The sequence below is a fragment of the Enterococcus sp. DIV0876 genome (assembly GCF_050529585.1).
GTDB lineage: Bacteria > Bacillota > Bacilli > Lactobacillales > Enterococcaceae > Enterococcus_D.
Map to the genome: position 1 here is coordinate 1,462,071 of NZ_CP172882.1, position 20,006 is coordinate 1,482,076.

Genomic DNA, 20,006 nt, shown 5'->3' on the forward strand with positions numbered 1-20,006 from the left:
TTGATGATAAATTTAATTAAATGTGAATGTCTTAAAATAAAACGATACAATATTATAGTGCTTGGCTTGCTTTCAGTTCTATTTTCTGTCGTCCTTGCAGCCATCCAAATAAATTCTACATCAGAAAAATATACTTTTTTGGATTTTTCAGATGGTGTAATCTGGAATAATTTTAGCTTGATTTTTCCATTTACGATAGTCTTGGTTGGCGGATTCTTGATAAATCGCGAGTATTTAGATAATACTTTAAAAAGTATAGTCACAATTCCAATTTCTATAAAGAAGTTACTTTTGGCTAAGTTAATCGTCACTGGGTTCATTTCACTTCTTTATTCACTATTTTCGTTCATTTGTACATTGTTGCTTGCTTTCTTCTATTTAGACATCCACAGTTTTGATTTTCTACAATTAGGTTATAGTTTCATTCAAATAATGGGTATGGGATTCTTTGTATTTACAGCGGTCTCACCTTTGATTATTCTTTTTACGAGAAAAGTCAACTCATATTTAGTAGGGGTAGGAATTTCATTTTTTTATGGATTTTGTGGTATTTTCATTGCTGGCAGGGATCTAACTTTTGCGTACCCTATAACTGCAGGATTAACGGTTATTCACTATTCAAATCAAATAATAACCTTTAAATACCTCTGCATAGCAATGTTAATCTTAGTTGTGACTATTATCTTTACACTCTTTTTAATATGGATATCACCATCATATGAGAAAATTACAGCAAGTAACTCACCTCTGAAAAAAGAGAATACAGTCAAAAGAATCACCAAATAACAATACTTTTGAAAACTATATTTTTTATAGAAGGAATATTAAAACATTGTTTTAATATTCTTTTTTGTTAAGCATAAGTGACAAATACTTATTTTGTAAGTGCGTCATAGCAAATAATATAAACACAATTATACTTGTTGAGGACGTGTTAAATAAGCGTATATCACATCTTAGGTCATCTTAAAAAGGAATGATAGTTGAATGGATATAACAAACTTTCAATAAAGGGCGGGTAAACTTAGAATTTTTAGAAGGATAGATTCTCTATACCGATTCAGACGAATGCGTGTATGACGTGCTTAAACACAAAAATAGCGCGAAAAAAATCACGAGGCATTCCTTTAGTCGCGAAGGAATGCCTTATGATCATGCAGAAAATACAGTTTTAAATTCCTCAAATGTGCTATTGCTCTTAAGAGGTAAGATGCTGTCTTTGTAAAATGCTGGCACGCCTCTGATATGACGTTTGTCTGCTAAATCAATATCTTGAGTGACTAACGCGTCATATTTATCTCTGTTTTGATTGAATGTGTCGAGATTTAAACCTAATTCCTCCAGTATGCCTTCGATAACAGTCGGGTCAGAATAATCTTTTCCTTCTTCCCAATGAGCGGACATCACTTTTCTAAAGTATTCCGTATGTTTTCCTTGTTCTTGTGCATATTGTAAGCCGATATGTGCCAATCGAGAATTCTTTGAAATCACTTTTTCAACATCGTAGTTCAACCCTATCTCCCGTGCAGACATACCAATGCCATGATTGAAAAATTGGATATATTCTTCTACAGAAGGCATACCGGATGCTTTGAAGCGATTCATCAAATAATTGGGCTGTTGGTTATCATCATTTGGCTGTAATTGGTAACTCCTGAATATGACGGATGACAGTGGCAAATTTTCTTTTTCTAAAAACTGAATCACTTTTTCACCACCTATATAAGAAAATGGACAAGCAAAATCAATATGTACGTCAATTTGTTTCATATAAAGACCTCCTTAAAGTTACGTGTATTGTAAAAGAAATGTGTAAATGAAGAAAGCGATATGCTTTCTAAAAAATATCAACCAAGTTCTTTCCGTGATCAACGAGGTGATTCACTGTTTTTCATCGAAATGGCGTATAGGGTCTGCAGTAAAGAACAATTGCTCGAGTCAAATACGTTGAAATGAATAAAGAAATATATATAATGTAATTATACTTATTAAAAGTAAGTATACAATAATCGGTGAAAGAAGGGAAGTACATAGTGAAAGGGAAAATATACTCCGTAGATTCGGCTTTGATACCCATTCAGAATCCATACATACTCATTGCAAGACATATAGATGATTACCCTGAAGGAAATGGACAAATGGCTCCTGCAATATTTCCGGAAAATTGGCAAAGAGGAAACGATTTTACGTCTGGACGTGGTTGGAATATGTACCATGGAGATGACGTACCTGGTTTTCCTGCTCATCCCCATCGTGGTTTTGAAACGATTACATATGCCAAAAAAGGATTCATCGATCATTTTGATTCACATGGGAATCATGGACGCTATGGGAACGGTGATGTGCAATGGATGATTTCAGGGAAAGGACTTCAACATGCAGAAATGTTCCCTTTGCTTGAGACAAAAGAAAAAAATCCATTTGAAATTGTTCAAATTTGGCTGAACCTTCCTTCATACAAAAAAATGGTTCCTCCTTCATATAAATTACGGTGGCATGAAGATACACCCATTGTTCCACTAGCAAATAAAAATGAAGATAAAAACTTTTTAAAGATACTAGCTGGCCATTACTATGATGTGTATGCAGAACGACCGGAAGAGCATTCTTATGGATTTGAAGAAGAAAATCATATCAATATCTGGGATGGAAAATTAGAAAAAGGCGAAACAATAAGCATTCCAAGTTTTCCAGAAGATGTTAAAGTCCAATTTTATGTAGGTGAGGGAAAATTTAAAACAGATGAGACCTTTATTGAGAGGAATTCTCTACTCATTTACACCTCAGATAGGGAAGTGACCTTTACCGCCGAGGAAGATGCTGAATTTATGGTTTTCATTGGGAAAGAAATAGATGAAGAAGTGTATGCTTACGGACCTTTCGTGATGAACACAAGAGAAGAAATCCTGCAAGCCTATGAAGATTTTCAAAAAGATCAATTTGGCGGTTGGCCATGGGAAACGGACGCACCAACGATTCCTCCCGAAAAGGGACGCTTTTCCGTGTATGATAAAGGAACCAAAACCAAATATCCACCCGAAGAAAAGCAAACGTTCAATACATAAAGTACATATCGATATGAAAATAAATATTTGGAGGTAGAAAATAATGGATATCAATGCACATGCGATTGGATTTGACCACTATGGCAGTCCAGATGTTTTTGAAGAAAGAGACCGGCTATTGAAGCTAAACTCAGAAAATAATGTTCTAATTAAAATAGAAAGAGCAGGGATTAATCCAGTCGATACCATGTATCGTGATGGTAGTATGAGTGGCGGAAGACCTTTAAGGCTTTTTCAAGTACTTGGTTCAGAAGTATCAGGCATCATAGAAAAATTGTATCGACCTGTTTCTGGTCTTTCTGTCGGTGATCAAGTCATCGTAAAGCCAGGACGTGGGGGATATAGTGATTACTTGGCAGTAAATGATAGCGCTGTTCACAAAATCCCAGATGGTATGAGTCTTGATGAGGCGGCAGCCTTTCCATCGACGGCTGTAACGGCTTATTGGGGATTAAATGGTGGATTCTTTGAAATGAAAGAAGGGGAAACAATTGCTATCGTCGGGGCTTCAGGTAGCGTTGGGAGTTATTTAGTGCAATTGGCTAAGCCACTAAACGTAACGATTATTGCTGTGGCGAGTAAGAAAAATGAAGCATTTTTAAAAGAGTTGGGCGCAACTATTTTTATTGATTATAATGATAAAGAACAAGTCGAAAAATATGCCCGAACAGCTGATTATGTGTTGGATGCTTCATTGTTCAACTCAGGAGAAAAAACGGCTTTATCTTTAGTCAAAGAAAACGGCATCTATATTGGTATGACGACCTTACCGGATCACATAATCCGACCAGACGTCACAATGAAGTTTCTATCGAGAACGCCTCAAATGAATGATAACGCTGCTTTGTCCTATTTGATCGATTTCTATAAAAAGTACGGATTAAACATTAACATAGCCTATAAATTACCCTTCACAGTCGACGGGGTTAAAAAAGCACACCAATTAATTAAAGAAAAAAGAAATTCTGGCAAGATCATTTTAAGTCGTGATACTACTGAAAGTTCGCATTAGAAGTATTATCTAAGCTAACAAACAAAAAGAGTTTTGAACCTGGTCAATATGAAGGTAGAAATATTTGTTTGATATACGTGAATTTGCAATGGCTGGCCGCTATGAGGTGAGACCATCATAAAAGAATATGGGTTTACAGTGGATGCGGTAGTTGCTGCATTTAAGGAACTTTAAAGAGACATTTTAGAGGAATTGGCATATTTGAACCAAAAAACATATCTTGAGAAAGCAATCTTCTTACGTAGAAGGTTGTTTTTTTGTGGTATAAATAACATCAAATATTTAATTTGTCCTTTAAATGTACGCCTAGACCTTCAAATATGAGAGATGTTTGAAAAGATTTATCCCACATCACTCTTCTATAATATGTAATATATGCACAATTTTTACAGCAATTTTTCTTAGCATTTACTGTATATTTACAATGAACCTCTATACTAAGTCTCAGAGAGGTGATAAAAATGTTGCAATTAAAAAACATCAATAAGCATTTTCATGGGACCGAAGTATTAAAAAATATTGATTTAGAAATCAATAAAGGTGAGATTGTTTCGATACTGGGTCAGTCTGGATCAGGAAAAACGACTTTGCTGAATATCATTTTAGGTTTGGAAGAGGTCAGTGAAGGACAAATTTTTTATGACGGCCAGGATATCACAAGAAAACAGATGGAGAAACGACCGTTTAATGTTGTGTTTCAAGATTACGCACTATTCCCCCATCTAACGGCTTACGAAAATTTGACTTATGGTTTGAGAAATAAAAAGATGGTCTCGACGGAATCAGAAGTGGCAGAATTGATCAAGCTGCTTGATTTAGAAAAGCATCTTGATAAGTCTATTGGCCAGTTATCCGGTGGGCAAAAACAACGGGTGGCACTTGGACGAACACTGGTAATGAAGCCAGAAATTTTGTTATTAGACGAACCATTGAGTGCCTTAGATGGTGTGATCAAAGAATCGATAAAAGCCAAAATAAAGGAAATTGCTGAAAAACTCGCCTTGACGATCATCATTGTGACCCATGATCCAGAAGAAGCGTTGACTTTATCAGATAAAGTGGTCGTGTTGGATAATGGGAAAGTGGCGCAATGTAGTGCACCACAAGAAATCATCAATCAACAAGAGTCTTACTTTGTTCAAAATTTCATTGTAAATCAGCTGATCATCAAACAACATAATATCCAACAGATTTTGCAAAAAGCTCAACTGGCGGGAGCGCAGGTATGATGGGGCTGATTTCAACAAAGAAAGTATTTAAAGGTGCGATCCTGTTTTTTTTCTTCTGTTTTCTAGTGATCCCTATTGGCATGGTGTTGTGGACTGCATGGCCCGTTCAATCTGCCGATCCTTTACGTACGATCCAGGATGCATTTACCCCCAAGTGGGCTTTGGCTTTTGAAAATAGTATAAAATATGCCTTACTTGGCAGTACAATCAGTACGGCTTTGGGCTTTTTATTGGCGTATGGAAATAATTTTTCTGGGATCAGCAAGCGTAAGCTGAAAGTAGGGACCAGCTTGATCCAATTTCCTATGCTGTTGCCAACGATCACATATGGTTATGTCTTGCTTTACGCTTTTGGAAAACAGGGGGGTTGGCGTCAAGTTTTCGGTCATGAACTATTCTCCATTTATGGAGAAACAGGGATTTTGATTGGATTTGTCGTATATACCTTGCCGCCTATTTTTTTGCTGATCAATAATGGCATGCAATTTATAGACTTTCGTCTGATCTCTGTGTCTCGTTTATTAGGGGACTCATGGCAGAGGTCATTGGTTCAGACGATTCTCATTCCTTTGAAACGAATCATTATAGTTGCATTGCTCCAAGGCTTTTTCATGTGTTTCACGGACTTTGGGATTCCAAGTGCGATTGGTGGGCAGACACCTTTGATCACTACTTTATTGTATGAAGGGTTCATGGGCACGATTCCTGATTTCCAATATGGCTCAGTGATTGCGCTAACGATGTTGTTACCTTCGATTTTTAGCATTTATTTATTGCATCGTCTGCAAAAAAAGGTGACGAAGTATGATAAAGCCAGTGGACTCTATTTAAAGGATAATCCTTTTCGTGATCACTTTTATCGTGTGCTGTATATGCTGATCACTTGTATGATCCTAGGTATTTTCCTCCCACTATTCATCATTCCTTTTGTGCACAATTGGCCCAATGAGTTCCGCTTTACTTTAGAAAACTTTGGACAATTTATGCAAAATCGCGATTTGTTGCGTACCTTGCAAAATTCTATCACTGTTGGCTTTCTTGTGGCGCTGATTGGCACGTTTTGTGCATATTTTGCGGCTATTGGGTCCTCACGAGAAACCGACCATTCCCTTAGTGAGCGGTTGATCGATAGTGTGGCAACGATCACCAATTCGATTCCGGGTATGGTTTTAGGGATTGCCTATTTGCTGGTTTTCACCGGAACGCCGCTGCACAATTCCATGTCGATTTTGGTGATCGTGACGATTGTTCATTATTTTGCCACACCGTATCAAATGGCCAAAGAAGCAATGCAAAAGATGAATGGTCATTGGGAAAGTACTGCCAAATTGATGGGCGATAGTTGGTTGAAAACCATCTGGCGCGTATTGTTGCCGAATTCTCTCCATACAATCATTGATATGTTTGCCTACTATTTCTTTAATGCGATGGTCACTATTAGCGCAGTGGTTTTTTTGACCAGTGCAGATACGATGGTTGTAACTGCCAAACTGAAAGAGCTGCAACATTTTGGCAAATTCAATGATATATTTTTGCTTTCACTATTTTTATTACTGATCAATTTGACGATGCAATTTATGATTCATCTAATGAAAAGGAGCGTATCACTTCATGAAAATCAAAAAAATCGTACTTTCAGTTTTATTTCTCAGTACTTTAAGTCTCATCGCAGCTTGCGGTAGTGGCGCATCAGCAGCCAGTGACCAAGTCATCATCTATACCAATGCTGATGACGAGCCAGTACAAGTAATGGAAAAGATCTTGGATGAAAACGGCTATAAAAACCAATATAAATTACAGTCATTTGGTACGTCAGAATTAGGCGGAAAACTCCTGGCTGAAGGAAAAAATATCGAAGCGGATCTTGTAACGATGAGTACCTTCTATTTAACAAGCGCTCAGAACAAGCAAAAAATGTTCCAAGATCTAAAATTACCGATGACACCATTAGCAAAGACCGCGAGTTTTACGGCACCTTTCACAGTTCAAGAAGGGACCATCTTTTATAATACAAAAGTCTTAAAAGATGAAAACTTAACTGTTCCTACTAGTCTGAAGGATTTGGCCAAGCCTGAATACAAAGGACATATTTCAATTTCAGATATCAAGCAATCATCTACTGCTTGGTTATTATTTCAAGCGTTGATCGATCACTATGGTGAGAGTGAAGCCAAAACGATTCTCAAAGACATTTACGAAAACACGGGGGATCATTTAGAAAGTTCTGGTTCCGGACCGATCAAGAAAGTTCGTTTAGGTGAAGTGGCCATTGGTTTTGGGTTACGGCACCAAGCAGTCAAGGACAAAGCTGATGGATTGCCAATCGACTATATCGAACCAAGTGAAGGCACCTATACATTGACTGAGTCTCTAGCAGTGGTGGATAAAGGCGATAAAACGAACCCGACGGCAGAAAAAATGATTCAATTGATCTTAGAAAAAGGGCGCCAAGAGTTGCTGGAAATCTATCCTAGTGAGATTTATCAAGGCGAACATGCAGATCAAGCAAAAATAGCGAAAATGCCTAAAGTATTTCCAAAGGACTTAACAGCAGAATTATTAAAAGAGCACCAAGGGTTAGTAGAATAGATCAACTGCTTCAACCCAGTGGTTTATCGTCAAAATGATTGAACATGGAGGTATAGTAAAATGGAATATAAGTTATTGACCCCAGGTCCCCTGACAACTAGTCGGAGAGTCAAAGAGGTGATGATGGTGGATCATTGTACGTGGGACAATGATTATAAAGCAATTACGCAAGATATTCGTCAGCGCTTATTAACACTAGCCGGCGTCGATGAGACGGAATACACAGTGGTGTTGATGCAAGGGAGTGGTTCATTCGGTGTGGAAGCAGTTTTGGGTTCTGAAATCGGTCCACAAGATCATCTCTTGATTTGTAGTAATGGCGCATATGGACAACGTATTGTGCAAATGAGTGACAGACTTGGTTTGAATTACTCTGTGTATCAGGTACCAGATCAGGAGATGCCACAAGCTGATGTGGTCAAAGCATATCTTGATCATGACCCTACGATCACGAGCATCGCAATGGTCCATAGTGAAACCACTTCAGGGATCTTGAACGATTTGACAGAGATTGCTGCGCTCGCGAAAGAACGCAACCTCTTGTTCATCGTAGATGCCATGTCTAGTTTTGGTGGCGTTCGTATTGATGTGGCTGGTTTGGATATTGATTTTCTGATATCAAGTGCCAATAAATGTATTCAAGGGGTTCCTGGATTTTCATTCATCATTGGAAAAAAAGCCGAAATCGAACAGCGCAAAGATTTTGCACGTAGTTTATCCTTGGATATTTACAGTCAGTATAAAGAAATGGACAAAGACGGCAAGTGGCGCTTCACTTCGCCAACCCATACTGTGTTAGCTTTTCACCAAGCCTTGATAGAGCTTGAAGAAGAGGGCGGGATTGATGAACGATATTTACGTTATCGCAACAACAATCAATTGCTGCGTTCGGAAATGACTGCTCTAGGCTATGAACCAGTTATCAAAGACCATCAAGGACCATTTATCACTTCTTTTTATTATCCAGAAAAAGAATTTGATTTTGATAGCTTTTACAATTATTTAAAAGAGCATGGATTTGTGATCTATCCTGGAAAAATCAGTGAATTAGCATGTTTTAGAATCGGTAATATTGGCGAGATCTATGCAGAAGACATCAAGAAATTGACAAAGGTCATCGCAAATTATAAGGAGATGGTGGTCGTATGAAATATAGTACAGTGATTTTTGATTGGGCTGGGACGACGGTGGATTTTGGGTGTATGGCGCCGGTAAAAGCTTTTGAACGTGCATTTGCTGATAGTGGCATCAAGTTGACCTATACACAGATTCGTAAACCAATGGGCATGCTAAAAATCGATCATATTCGCACACTGTTAGATATGCCTGAGGTGGCTGCAGAGTGGGAAAAACAATACGGTCGTAAAGCTGAGCATAGAGATGTCCAACATCTTTACGCACAATTTGAGACATACCTTTTTGCGGATTTAGCAAACAATTCTCAATTAAAACCAGAAACACTGACCGTATTTCACACATTAAAGGAAAAAGGGTACAATATCGGTTCTACCACGGGTTATACGAAAGAGATGCTGGATATTGTTGCCACAGAAGCCAAAAAAGCCGGCTATGCCCCAGATTTCAGTGTGACTCCAGAAGATGCAGGAAACTTTGGGCGTCCGTACCCCTATATGATTTTTGAAAATATGAAGCATTTTCACTGTTTGCGTACCGATGAAGTCATCAAAGTTGGTGATACGATCTCAGATATCCAAGAAGGAATAAATGCTGGTGTCTACACGGTTGGCGTCATTGAGGGTAGTTCTGAGATGGGACTTTCATTGGCTGAGTATCAAGCATTGTCCGAAACAAAACGAATCAAGTTGGTGAAAGAAGTGGCAGATAGTTTTTATTCAGCAGGTGCAGATCAATGTGTCTTGAATCTGAATGAGTTGGTGGATCTGCTTGATGGTGTGATTGAAGGGGTCTGATTTTTAGGGATTCTCATTCAGATACAGCAACCTCAGGGGCGAATGGCTCCTGAGGTTTTTTAATACTGCTATTCACGAAATTGACAAAAAATGGCTCGTCGATCTAATTTTATAAGATAAATCAATTCTTGAGCAACGGCCTTATTTCTGCGTTTTATCAGCGTGAGGCCGTTGTATGTTCAGGGCGTATTGATCAAGGGAGAAATAAATCTAATCCTCTAAATGCGAAATCAAGCGTCTCTTGTTATGTATTTCTTCAAGTGACAACGAGTTTTAAGAGTTCCCAAAATCTCTCTATCGAAAATTACCGCTTCTTTGCGCTCTACCTATCAAGATAGAAGCCAATTTACTCCACCGAGGAACCGAAGTTTGATAAAACAGTATGCCGAGTGATTTTGGGATTGATATGATTGAGCAAGTTATTCCAATCGGTTGCATCAGGAATGGCTTTTAAGAGCAAACAATCAATCGTTGAAAGAAAATCATTCATATACTCAGGGTAGTTGGTGACAAGTAGGTTGATACCATTTTCGGCAATATAATCCAATCCAAATTGATTGGAATCAGGATAATGGACCTTATGGAAACGGCCAAAATATTTATTTGACCAGGTTTCGATGTATTGGCAAAGGTATTCGTTTCCTTCAAAGACAAAGGCAATCGTGCGTGGCATTCCCCAATGCATCTCTTTGATTGCTTCTAAGTGAAGCGTTAGGTTGCAACTAATACACTCTAAGTAGCGGGATGGAAAAATGTTTTTGACCAAGGGGTCATTCACGAGGAACTTGTTGATGAGATCAAACTCTCTAGGAAATTTATCTTCTACGTAGAGATTGATATCATCAATATTGCTAATTGCAGAACCAGCCAACAATGAACGGATTTTGGTCACGGTGAAAAAAGATTCGATCAAAATCAAATCTTTATGACGATCCGGCGAATCGCTTTGGATGTGTTGGTAGACGCGCTGTGTGATCTCCTTGATTTCTGGCCACATATTATATGTTCGACAAAATTCTTCCTCCATCAAACTATCTCTGATCTTTCTCCGACAGGTAATACTGATAAATAAATAGATTGCTTCATCCTCCGTTAAAGAATGGTCAAAATATGTTTGAATAATTCCATTCAACGCTGCGAGATCAAATGTTTGCTTCTGATCTTTGATCAGATGCTTGAGCGCTTGAGGTAACACGATGTCAAACCCTAAAAGATTGCGTTCAATCGTGATATAAAGCAAGTAATTGAAATAGCCAAATGAGGAAGCTTGCGCACTTTCTGTTTTAAAAAGAGTTGTCAGAGCCATGACTGCATCTTGTGTATTGAGGGAAGGAAAAATCGTATGGGGAGTGATTTCGGATTCATAATAAAACGCGCAAAAAAATTGTCGCTTGTCTATTTCCGTACCAACTAATGTCACAGGGTCCAATTGAATCCTGAGATTATAAGGTCTAAGGGAGGCTGTTGTACTTTTTAGATACTTAACGATCGTTGATTCAGAAAGATGGAGCTTATCAGACCACTCACCGATCGAATAAAGTTCATCATAAAATATATGCTCAAAAATCAAAAAAAGCGGTTCATCTTCAATCAGTTGTCTTTTTTTATCCAAGTAAGTCGAATGATCAATGATTGAGAAGAAATAACCAGTTTTCGAGGAAAGAAGCTGGATGGACTGATCAAAATAGCTACGTAAATCAGTTAAATCTTTGATTATTGTTCTGCGGGTGCTTAGCGTAATATCAGCTAAATGAGCCGTTGTTCGATGCGGCAGCTTTTCAAATTCATTGAGTATTTGTAACCAGCGAACATGCAATTTGTCAGTGAGAAATTTTAATTGAAAATGTTTCATTGGGCACACCTCCAAATCATTATTTATAGGCGATTTCTTTGCTGATTGTTTTGTTTTTCACAAGATGATGCATGAAGAATAAGTCAAAATAAAACAAAACAAACCGTATTATCGATAATAATGGCGTATTCCTAGGGATATTATACCATTTATTCCACGTGAAATGAATGTAAAACGCGAGACAGCAATGGTGATAGCGATCGATTTCTTGTCATGTAAATCTCAATTAGTTGTGTAGGCGATGGAGGTTCGACGTTTGATTCCACAGCGGGCTACTCGCTGAATGATTTTTGCATTTCTGGGGATTGTTCTGAGATGAAATGATCATTATTTCACAAATGAAAAAGTAGGGTACTATATGCGGCAATGGTTGTTTACCAAGGGTTGTCAATAGGGTTGATTAGCTGAACTTCACAATGTTGTGAAAAAATGAAATGTTGTTCAAGTGTAAATCTAAGTATAGTAAGGGTGTGAAGAAAATAAAAGTTTGCCCTGCAATCGAGGAGGCAATAGATGTAGTCTTGTCAGTGTAAGGCTCAAATTTGAGGAAAGGAGGAGCTCATGAGAACAATCAAGATATTATCTGTCTTCCTATTACTGTCGATAGGACCAGTTGAATCGGCGCGTGCTGTTGATCAGATAGTGTATCTCGAAAGTGAAAGCGTGATCGATTCACCGCTAAATCCCATAAAGGATCCCCATTATCTTTTGGATGAACAAGGAGTGGATGATATGCCTTCTCTTCCTGAATCACAGGTTCCAGAAGAAGATAGCGATCCATATTTATTAGACGAAAAAAAGGAAAACGAACCCTCTGAATTAACCGCAGAAGAGCCGGAGATTGCTATTGCGTCTGAAGGCAATGATGCTGCTGAAGATCATTCACCTTTGGACATTGGCGAGATGTTCGAAATAGCAATCGAAGGGGAGCAACACTTACGAGCAGTCTTATTAGGTGAGATTTACAGAGATCGTCATGATATCGAGTTTGATTATGGTTCAGTGGCAAATGAAATCCCCCTCAAGCTGACATTCAGTCAAAATGTGACATTGACACGACCTATTTCAGGCGTAGAAAGGAGGCATGTAAGTTTTGTGGGTACTGCAGATTCGATTCTGTTCACGCAAAGCAATGCTGCAAACTTGATCCAATTTTCAGGAGAGGCAAATATCCATTGGCAATCAATCCGCTTGCAAGGGATGAGTGCTGCTCAAGGATTGATCCAGACAGTGGGCGCATCAACGATTACCTTCACTGATATGCAGTTTCATGCTACAACGACGACTGGACGTTTGGTGAACAATAGCACAGCACGCATTCATTTCTCAGGAATAAACAGCGTGACAACTGCCTCAAGTGGGATACCCACACTATTTTTGGCAGACACTGTGACCATTTCTGGTACATTTACAAGTACGCATAGTTCGTCAAATTCCACGCCATTCTTCGAAGCCAATCAAATTGTTTTGACCGAAAACGCCGAACTCCATCACAGTCGGACGAACAATGCAAATACTGGCGCCGTTTTTCACCTAACTGGCACAGCTGCTTTCATTCATTTTGCCTCAGAGAGTCAGATCCTTATTCAGCAAACAGGGCCACTCCTCTCCGTACCAAATGCGAATCAAGATAGCCGATTATTGCTTGATTCAAACGCGGTGCTTGATCTACGGACGGGCCAAGGGCTTTCTGGAAATACAGCCAGTACTATTGGAGAAGTAGTTTTAGCTAGTGGGAGCCAGTTAAAATATGCTGAAGCAGGTACCGTCAGCGCCTTTCCAGCAATAAATGTCGGGCATCGTTTTATTTCAGAGGATAGCAATCGCCAAAATCCGACATTGATTGCGGGAAATCGCACCAGCAATACGACAGGAGCCTTCATTCACGTTCGCAATAGCAACTCTGAGGTTTCCTTTGGTACCCATACACAAATAAACGTGTTGCAGTTTGGACCAATGATCACAGCCGTCGCGACCACGCAAGTCAAGGTTGGCAATTTTGCAACGATTGACAATAGACATGGCGGAGGATTTACTGGAGCCACGGCAGTAAGGGCTATTCATATCGGAGATGAGGTTCGCATGACCATTACAGAACCTGCTGGTCTCAGTGCAGGAGTGTACGCGACTTTCTTGGCTGTCTCTGATATTTCCATCGGCGAAAAAACGACGATTGACGTTCCTAGAACAACCACAACAGCAGCAGAGGCAAATGCGGCAATTATGCGCTTAACAAATGCAAACGGGCAAATTTCTGTTGGCGCCAAAACAGAGATTACATCCCATCATCGGGGGTCATTCATCACGGCTTCTTTGGCAGATGTCAGCATTGGCAAAGGTGCGATTCTTACAACAACTGTGGGTCGAGGATTTGCTAGTACAGAGATTATTAAGACGTTTATTGTTGAGGCAGATGCTGTGATCAATATTTTTGAACATAATAATCAAACCAATATCCGTCGCTTTGAAGTAAGAGACCGATTTGAGCTTGGTCATAATGTCGTGATCAATTGTACGAGAACTTCAACTGGGGGAGAATTATTTGTCCAGTTGAGTGGAAACAATTCTCGTTTCATTACAGGGGATAACGTTGAAATAAACCTAAATCAACGAGGCGCACTTATGAATGGACACGATAGTTCAATGACGATCCTGGGGAGAAATAATCGCATCAATATTACTTCGGCAAGGGGGATAACCGGTAACGGAATGGGGGGGCGTTCGTTTGAAATCGGGGAGCAATCAATCGTTTCTTTGCAAGAACATTCTGCAACTGTCGACCAAAATTTGCTTCGTTTTAGAGAGAGCATCATTCTTCGTGAAAATGCTGAATTGATCATTGATCGACCAAGCACACAACCAGCGCCGAATATTCGCCTTACGCAAGCAAATTCAAGATTTACGATGTATCCAGGGAGTAAGCTGACTGTTGACGCATTTGGCCCAGTATTCTTGGGAACGGCGACGACTGATATTCATCTCGGAGATGCAACACAGACGACGATCCAGTCTGCTTATGGGTTTACTTCATTAGATACTACGGATACGGTACGCGCATTCACTACCGGCAAAGCTGCAACTGTGACTATTTCTGAGAGGACTTCAGGGTCAACGACAATCAACCGTCCAGGAATCCGAGTGACACAATTATTCGCGCTAGGCGAAGAGTCTGTGTTCACAGTCAGGCGGGAACGTTCGACAACAGATTCTCGATTCATTTTTTTAGGAAGCGCAAATGCTGTTTTCCAAATAGGGAAGCATGCAACCTTTGATATCAATCAACGAGGAGGAATTTTCAATCCTACGCCGACATCGACCTTTATTCTGGAAGAAGGGGCAACCTTTCAGGGGACTAGTCAGTTTGGTTTCACTGAAAATAATCGCCGTTTCAGAAGGATGATAATTGGAGAAAATGCCCATTTTCGCTTGACCGATCGTGGAACAGGTACCTCAGCAACAAGTCGTCCGATGATTCAAGTGGTAAATGAAATAACCCTTTTGGAAGGAGCCGAATTTGAGGTTGAAACAGTCATCAATCGTTCGGAACTGATTTTTTTTCAAGAAGCAAACGCTTCGTTGAATATCAATGGAGTCAAGCGTTTTGAATTGGTCCATCCGACAATACGAACAGGGAACGGCAATGGCAATCTGCAGCGTTTGATTCGTTCTGCGACAAATGCTACAGCAAATGGCTTACGGATCAATATTGAAAATCAAAAACTTTCTCTTTGGCAAGGAACTGGCACTGCACCTACAGAAGAGTTCACGAGTATTGCCGGCACATTTAGAATAAATGGAAACGATGGGAATCGACCAAGCTATGGTGCAATCAATGCAGAAGGACGTTCTCGATTTATGAGTGTCGGTACGATCCAAGGGACCATAGAATCAAAGAATGGTATGGATATCACGCAAACGATCAGCCAAAACAATTTTCGTCGTCTCGTATTTTCTGAGCCAGAGGGGCTGGCTGCTCAGTTAGATCCGCTTAGCGATCAATCAACAGAAATTACTGGCTACATGTATGAAAACCCAACAACTAAGAATATTACTTACACAAATACGCTAGGACAAGTGATTGAACTGAATCAATATTCTGAGCGTATTGAGTGGGGAGATTATCGTTCTGGAAGCAACATTTACCGCTACTTTCGTATTCCATTGAGAGAAAATGAGCGGCTGCAACCTGAAAGCGAAGTTGAAGTTTTCTTAGACAAGCCCTCTGTGACCACATATATTCCCGTCACAACCCGAAAAACAGTGATCAAAGGTGTCGGGTATCGCGCTCAGAACATAACACTCGCCCGTTCAAGCATCAATCAGCTGGATCATATAGACGAATTGCACCAGCTGATTATCAGGGAAAGTCGCGCTGAAGCAGTGAATATCTTGACTGAGGCAGATAAAACCCCGGATTTTCGCGTCGTTGAAACCAATGTAGCGCTAGATGTATCAATCGATGGAACTTATTATGCGGTATTAGAGGTGGGAAACAAGGCATATCAAATGACGATCGGGATTGATATCACTTCTAATCTCAATCATATGCGCGTAACGATACCAACGAAAATGATTTTTGAGTCCTTATATAATGCAGAGGAATCGAATCGTCACTTTGAAAGTGAAATGTATGAGATTCAAAACCACTCTCAGGTACCTCTTACAACATATATCAACCAGCTTGTTGTTGAGGACACTGCTGGTATTGTCTTATTAGCAGCAGATGAAAATCCACTGGACTATCTTGAAAATAGCAGCGAGAAGGAAGAAATGGCTAAAACGCTGGCAGATATTTCACAACCGCTTTTAGCGCTAAGCATGAAGAGTGGAGGAACACAAAGACGATTGTATGAAAAGATGACTGAGCAAAAATTGGCAAAATTGGCTGAAGGTGAAGAAATTCAGTTTTCGATAACGGGTTCTTTTTATGGAGATTATCCGCGGTGGGTGGAAGATCCGCAAGAAGAACAAGGGGGCTATTATGAGGATTCTTTGCTCCCGCGCTACCGAGTGATATTCCGGTTTGTTCCTGGTTGATACACAACATTTCAGCGAAAAAAGTAGGTAAGGAGGTGAGCTAGATGCAAAAAAATAAGGTGGAATATGTACAGAAACGAAAATGGTTGCTGCTTTTGCTGTTGTTGTTGCTTGCAGGAGGGATTCATTTTTGGTTCAACCAAAGAGAATCAAGCCAAATGGTGAGTGCTGATTTGTTACCAGCAGCAGGAGATGCCAGCGATCGACAGTTAGCTGTGCAATCCCAGGAAATTGCAGATGCAAACTATTTTACCTTACAGATCAATCCGGATGTAGTCTTTGAGGATGGAACAAGCAAAGGATCAATTGAGATTGTGAATCCGGGAATCAATGTATATCCAATAGCCGTAGATATCTCGTTATTGGAGAGTGAAGAGATTATTTATTCTTCGGGCGCAATTTTTCCGAATCAATATATAGAACAGGCAAAATTAGCCATACCGTTGGCACAAGGAGAGCATAAAGCAAAAGCAACAATCAATATTTATGATCCAGATACAAAGGAAAAACAAGGTGTCACAGAAGCAGAATTAACGATATTAGTCAAAAATTAGAAAAGCGAGGAAATCAACATGAAAAAAACAATAACAGGAATTTTCATCACATTCACAATGCTTGGTGCTTTAGGGAGCGGAAATTTAGCTTTTGCAGGATCTCAGACGATTGATGGTCGTGAAGGGGATACAACCGGAGATATCCAAGTAAACGGCATTATTGGCGAGTTTGACAATACCACACCTGGACCTAATCCAGATGATATCAATCGTTGGATTAACGTAACCATTCCGACAACAGTCTTGTTCTATACGACAGAAGCTTCTCAACATAGGCAAATCGTTTCACCTACCTATACCATAACCAATAATTCTGCTGTCGGGGTGATTGCGTATGCTTCAAATATTGAGAATCCACTAAATATGGAAGAAGTTGATCTATTGTTCATCAATGATATTGAGTTATTCTCCGAGGGGCGTCCTACATTAACGGAGACTGAATTGTTTACGCTCTCTGGGACGACAACCATGAATAACACCGGAACCTTCGCATTTACAGGTAATGCGACAGCACTTAATTCTGATGAAGAATCAAATCCTAGTTTTGATTTGGTTTTAGGTTTTGCACCAGATATTGAGGAAGAGAATTAAGTCAGCTGGATACAAAGTTTTCAGCTTTTTACGCTCGCCGCAATCACTGAAACAGATTTTTGTGCATCGCAAGAGCCGAATGATGAATAACAACGCTTCAGAATCTGCATCGCAGCACGCAGATTCTGAAGCGTTTGCTTTGGGTATTTTTGCTATTCTACATATAGAGCCAGTAAAATGGACACTTCTAAACAAAACTGGTCAACCAGAGAAAGGAGCATATACAATGAAAAATCTTGTCACTTCACTGATGCTTGATGGGCCGAACAAACGTTGTTTTTCCTTATTGACCATCTTAGAGCGCATGCAGAATATCGAGACACAAGAGTTAGCGGACCTTGTTGGAACAAGTAAACGGACGATAAACTCAGATATCAATGATATTCGACATTTTTTTGGTCCTGTCATTGATTTATATGGGACAAATAAAGGGATGAGACTTGTCATCAATGATTATACAGCATTCTATCATACCAAACGCAAATATCTTGAGCATGATCCGTTAATGACAATTTTACAGGCCATTTTTTATGGGAGTAAACTTTTTTTGAATGAATGGGCAGAGCGGCTTAGCTTTTCAGGATCGACTGTTTCTAGAATGATCAATAGTACCCAAGCGATATTAGCGGAATATGACTTAGCCATCAGCAAATCACCCGTTTGTATCCAAGGAGATGAATTATCGATTCGCAAGTTCTATTTTGATTTTTTCAATGAAACCTCTTTTTTAGAAATCAATGCATTCGTCAATGCATGCCAACCTAAATTGGTTGATATTATTTTAGAAGAAGTCGAGTTTATTTCAATAAAAAAAGTCCAATGCATCGTGAATCTTGTCTTGCATCGTATCGATACGATATGTTTGCCGCTTAACAAAAAAGGTATAGCAACCATTAAAGAGCAGCCAGTGATTTACAAGCTATTCGATACACTAAGAATGTCCTCCTGTTTTACTCAGATTAGCACGGAAACGCTCTATTCCGAAGTCTACTTTATGTATTTTATGCTTTATGCCCATTGGGATAATCGGCGACAGACCGGGATCACATTGACAGGAAATTCTGAGACTGCGGAAGATTTTGGAGAAGCGCTTAAAATAGTCATCTCACAGGAGCTTCCTGAGCTAGATACACGGCAGCTTGATCACTGGATACAAGATTTCCTCGCAAGACAATACGCAAAAGTTTGTATCAATAAAGTGTTTTTGAAAAATACGATCGGCACCAATTCCTTTGCCAAATCCATTCATCCAAGCCTTCATAAAAAAGTACATCAGTATTTAGTTTCTGAAACGATTCCTATCCACTTCGATAATGCATACAAGGAAGATATTTGCGCCTCATTGTTGCTATATCTTTTTGTCAACCGTGTCATTCATAGTCCATTGAAGGTAGTGGTTATACTCTCAAGTGATTCTGCTATTGATGAGTCTGCGCACATTGTCTTTGAAAATTTCTTTAAAGAGCGCGTAAAGATTTATTATGAAGAGGAATTGACCTATGCACAATACACTGAAATTTCATGTGATGTTATCGTAACGAATATCATTCCTTTTCATTACCCAACGGATCAGTTTCCACACTACGTCTATCTATCCAAATATGCTTCAATGCAAGAAATCATTCGCTTAGCTGCAACAATTCTCAGCAATAACTTCCATAAGGAAAAATTTGAAGAAAAAATATTGTGATTTAATAAACATTAACAGCTGCCAAAGCCAATCAGCCAGCTATAACCTTAAAAATTAGACCTATTTTTTGTAAAAACGATATAGTGAGAAGTTGATTCATCTTGGGTTACGATCGGCAGAATTCCGCTATAGGAATGGCTGCTATGCACGTTTTGCGTAGATGTACGCAAATAACGAAGTGGTTATTTTTAAGGAACAGTGTATTATTGATTTAGGAAAAAACTGAAAGGGGTGGTTAAAAACCCATTTGTGAAGTGTAATGCAGGTTAGGCAAAAGGAGGTTGACTATTCAAATCAATAAGGAGAAAAAAATTTGGTAAGTAAAGGAACTACGTTGATCATGATTTGTGCTATGCATGCTTTTTTTCATCTAATACCGACGACTATACTTACTGCTTCCGCTAATGGACGTGAATATATCTCACGCGTTTTTATTGAGATTTTACCAAAAGAGGA

14 protein-coding genes are annotated in these 20,006 nt (G+C 39.3%); 12 read left to right on the forward strand and 2 right to left on the reverse strand.

Features of this window, described 5'->3' with window-relative positions:
• The first annotated feature begins 3 nt into the window (after positions 1-3).
• Complete coding sequence (locus IGI41_RS06800) at positions 4-786, forward strand: ABC transporter permease (RefSeq protein ID WP_430612502.1); 783 nt, start codon at positions 4-6, stop codon at positions 784-786.
• A gap of 366 nt (positions 787-1,152) precedes the next feature.
• Here the strand turns inward: IGI41_RS06800 and IGI41_RS06805 are convergent, their stop codons facing one another.
• Entirely contained in the window at positions 1,153-1,770 is a 618-nt protein-coding gene (locus IGI41_RS06805) for a DsbA family oxidoreductase (protein WP_430612504.1), read from the reverse strand.
• 242 nt (positions 1,771-2,012) lie between these two features.
• Here IGI41_RS06805 and IGI41_RS06810 point away from each other — a divergent pair, with 242 nt between their 5' ends.
• From IGI41_RS06810 to phnX, 7 genes are all read left to right on the forward strand, one after another.
• Positions 2,013-3,065, forward strand: a complete 1,053-nt coding sequence (locus IGI41_RS06810; protein ID WP_430612506.1) for a pirin family protein — start codon at positions 2,013-2,015, stop codon at positions 3,063-3,065.
• Between the two features lie 43 nt (positions 3,066-3,108).
• A complete protein-coding gene (locus IGI41_RS06815; RefSeq protein WP_430612508.1) occupies positions 3,109-4,077 on the forward strand; it encodes an NADP-dependent oxidoreductase in 969 nt (322 codons plus the stop codon).
• A 461-nt stretch (positions 4,078-4,538) separates the two neighbouring features.
• The gene (locus IGI41_RS06820) at positions 4,539-5,306 is read left to right on the forward strand and encodes an ABC transporter ATP-binding protein (protein WP_430612510.1); all 768 of its coding nucleotides are present in this window, start codon (positions 4,539-4,541) and stop codon (positions 5,304-5,306) included.
• A complete protein-coding gene (locus IGI41_RS06825) occupies positions 5,303-6,988 on the forward strand; it encodes an ABC transporter permease subunit (protein WP_430612512.1) in 1,686 nt (561 codons plus the stop codon). Before IGI41_RS06820 ends, IGI41_RS06825 begins: the two co-directional genes overlap by 4 nt.
• The gene (locus IGI41_RS06830) at positions 6,918-7,895 is read left to right on the forward strand and encodes an extracellular solute-binding protein (protein ID WP_430612514.1); all 978 of its coding nucleotides are present in this window, start codon (positions 6,918-6,920) and stop codon (positions 7,893-7,895) included. The genes IGI41_RS06825 and IGI41_RS06830 overlap by 71 nt, the downstream gene beginning before the upstream one ends.
• Positions 7,896-7,955: 60 nt before the next feature.
• Positions 7,956-9,044 carry a 2-aminoethylphosphonate--pyruvate transaminase gene (gene phnW / locus IGI41_RS06835; protein WP_430612516.1) on the forward strand — a complete coding sequence of 363 codons (1,089 nt, stop codon included), beginning with the start codon at positions 7,956-7,958 and terminating at the stop codon, positions 9,042-9,044.
• Positions 9,041-9,826 (forward strand): phosphonoacetaldehyde hydrolase, encoded by a 786-nt coding sequence (phnX, locus tag IGI41_RS06840; RefSeq protein WP_430612518.1) that lies wholly within the window; start codon positions 9,041-9,043, stop codon positions 9,824-9,826. The genes phnW and phnX overlap by 4 nt, the downstream gene beginning before the upstream one ends.
• Positions 9,827-10,172: 346 nt before the next feature.
• Here the strand turns inward: phnX and IGI41_RS06845 are convergent, their stop codons facing one another.
• Entirely contained in the window at positions 10,173-11,678 is a 1,506-nt protein-coding gene (locus IGI41_RS06845; protein ID WP_430612520.1) for a helix-turn-helix domain-containing protein, read from the reverse strand.
• A 561-nt stretch (positions 11,679-12,239) separates the two neighbouring features.
• Here IGI41_RS06845 and IGI41_RS06850 point away from each other — a divergent pair.
• The 4 genes from IGI41_RS06850 to IGI41_RS06865 all read left to right on the forward strand — a co-directional run bounded on the left by IGI41_RS06850 (position 12,240) and on the right by IGI41_RS06865 (position 19,550).
• On the forward strand, positions 12,240-16,715 hold the full coding sequence (locus IGI41_RS06850; RefSeq protein ID WP_430612522.1) for a hypothetical protein: 4,476 nt from the start codon (positions 12,240-12,242) through the stop codon (positions 16,713-16,715).
• 44 nt (positions 16,716-16,759) lie between these two features.
• A complete protein-coding gene (locus IGI41_RS06855; protein WP_430612524.1) occupies positions 16,760-17,269 on the forward strand; it encodes a hypothetical protein in 510 nt (169 codons plus the stop codon).
• A gap of 18 nt (positions 17,270-17,287) precedes the next feature.
• Positions 17,288-17,860, forward strand: a complete 573-nt coding sequence (locus IGI41_RS06860) for a hypothetical protein (protein WP_430612526.1) — start codon at positions 17,288-17,290, stop codon at positions 17,858-17,860.
• Positions 17,861-18,086: 226 nt separating this feature from the next.
• Positions 18,087-19,550: a helix-turn-helix domain-containing protein gene (locus IGI41_RS06865; RefSeq protein ID WP_430612528.1), complete on the forward strand. Its 1,464-nt coding sequence runs from the start codon at positions 18,087-18,089 to the stop codon at positions 19,548-19,550.
• Positions 19,551-20,006 lie beyond the last annotated feature (456 nt).

What these genes read in the sequence shown, in the direction of transcription:
- IGI41_RS06800 (WP_430612502.1), top strand. Translation starts at nt 4, where the DNA reads ATGATAAATTTAATTAAATGTGAATGTCTTAAAATAAAACGATACAAT.
- IGI41_RS06805 (WP_430612504.1), bottom strand. Translation starts at nt 1,770, where the DNA reads ATGAAACAAATTGACGTACATATTGATTTTGCTTGTCCATTTTCTTAT.
- IGI41_RS06815 (WP_430612508.1), top strand. Translation starts at nt 3,109, where the DNA reads ATGGATATCAATGCACATGCGATTGGATTTGACCACTATGGCAGTCCA.
- IGI41_RS06820 (WP_430612510.1), top strand. Translation starts at nt 4,539, where the DNA reads ATGTTGCAATTAAAAAACATCAATAAGCATTTTCATGGGACCGAAGTA.
- IGI41_RS06825 (WP_430612512.1), top strand. Translation starts at nt 5,303, where the DNA reads ATGATGGGGCTGATTTCAACAAAGAAAGTATTTAAAGGTGCGATCCTG.
- IGI41_RS06830 (WP_430612514.1), top strand. Translation starts at nt 6,918, where the DNA reads ATGAAAATCAAAAAAATCGTACTTTCAGTTTTATTTCTCAGTACTTTA.
- phnW (WP_430612516.1), top strand. Translation starts at nt 7,956, where the DNA reads ATGGAATATAAGTTATTGACCCCAGGTCCCCTGACAACTAGTCGGAGA.
- phnX (WP_430612518.1), top strand. Translation starts at nt 9,041, where the DNA reads ATGAAATATAGTACAGTGATTTTTGATTGGGCTGGGACGACGGTGGAT.
- IGI41_RS06845 (WP_430612520.1), bottom strand. Translation starts at nt 11,678, where the DNA reads ATGAAACATTTTCAATTAAAATTTCTCACTGACAAATTGCATGTTCGC.
- IGI41_RS06850 (WP_430612522.1), top strand. Translation starts at nt 12,240, where the DNA reads ATGAGAACAATCAAGATATTATCTGTCTTCCTATTACTGTCGATAGGA.
- IGI41_RS06855 (WP_430612524.1), top strand. Translation starts at nt 16,760, where the DNA reads ATGCAAAAAAATAAGGTGGAATATGTACAGAAACGAAAATGGTTGCTG.
- IGI41_RS06860 (WP_430612526.1), top strand. Translation starts at nt 17,288, where the DNA reads ATGAAAAAAACAATAACAGGAATTTTCATCACATTCACAATGCTTGGT.
- IGI41_RS06865 (WP_430612528.1), top strand. Translation starts at nt 18,087, where the DNA reads ATGAAAAATCTTGTCACTTCACTGATGCTTGATGGGCCGAACAAACGT.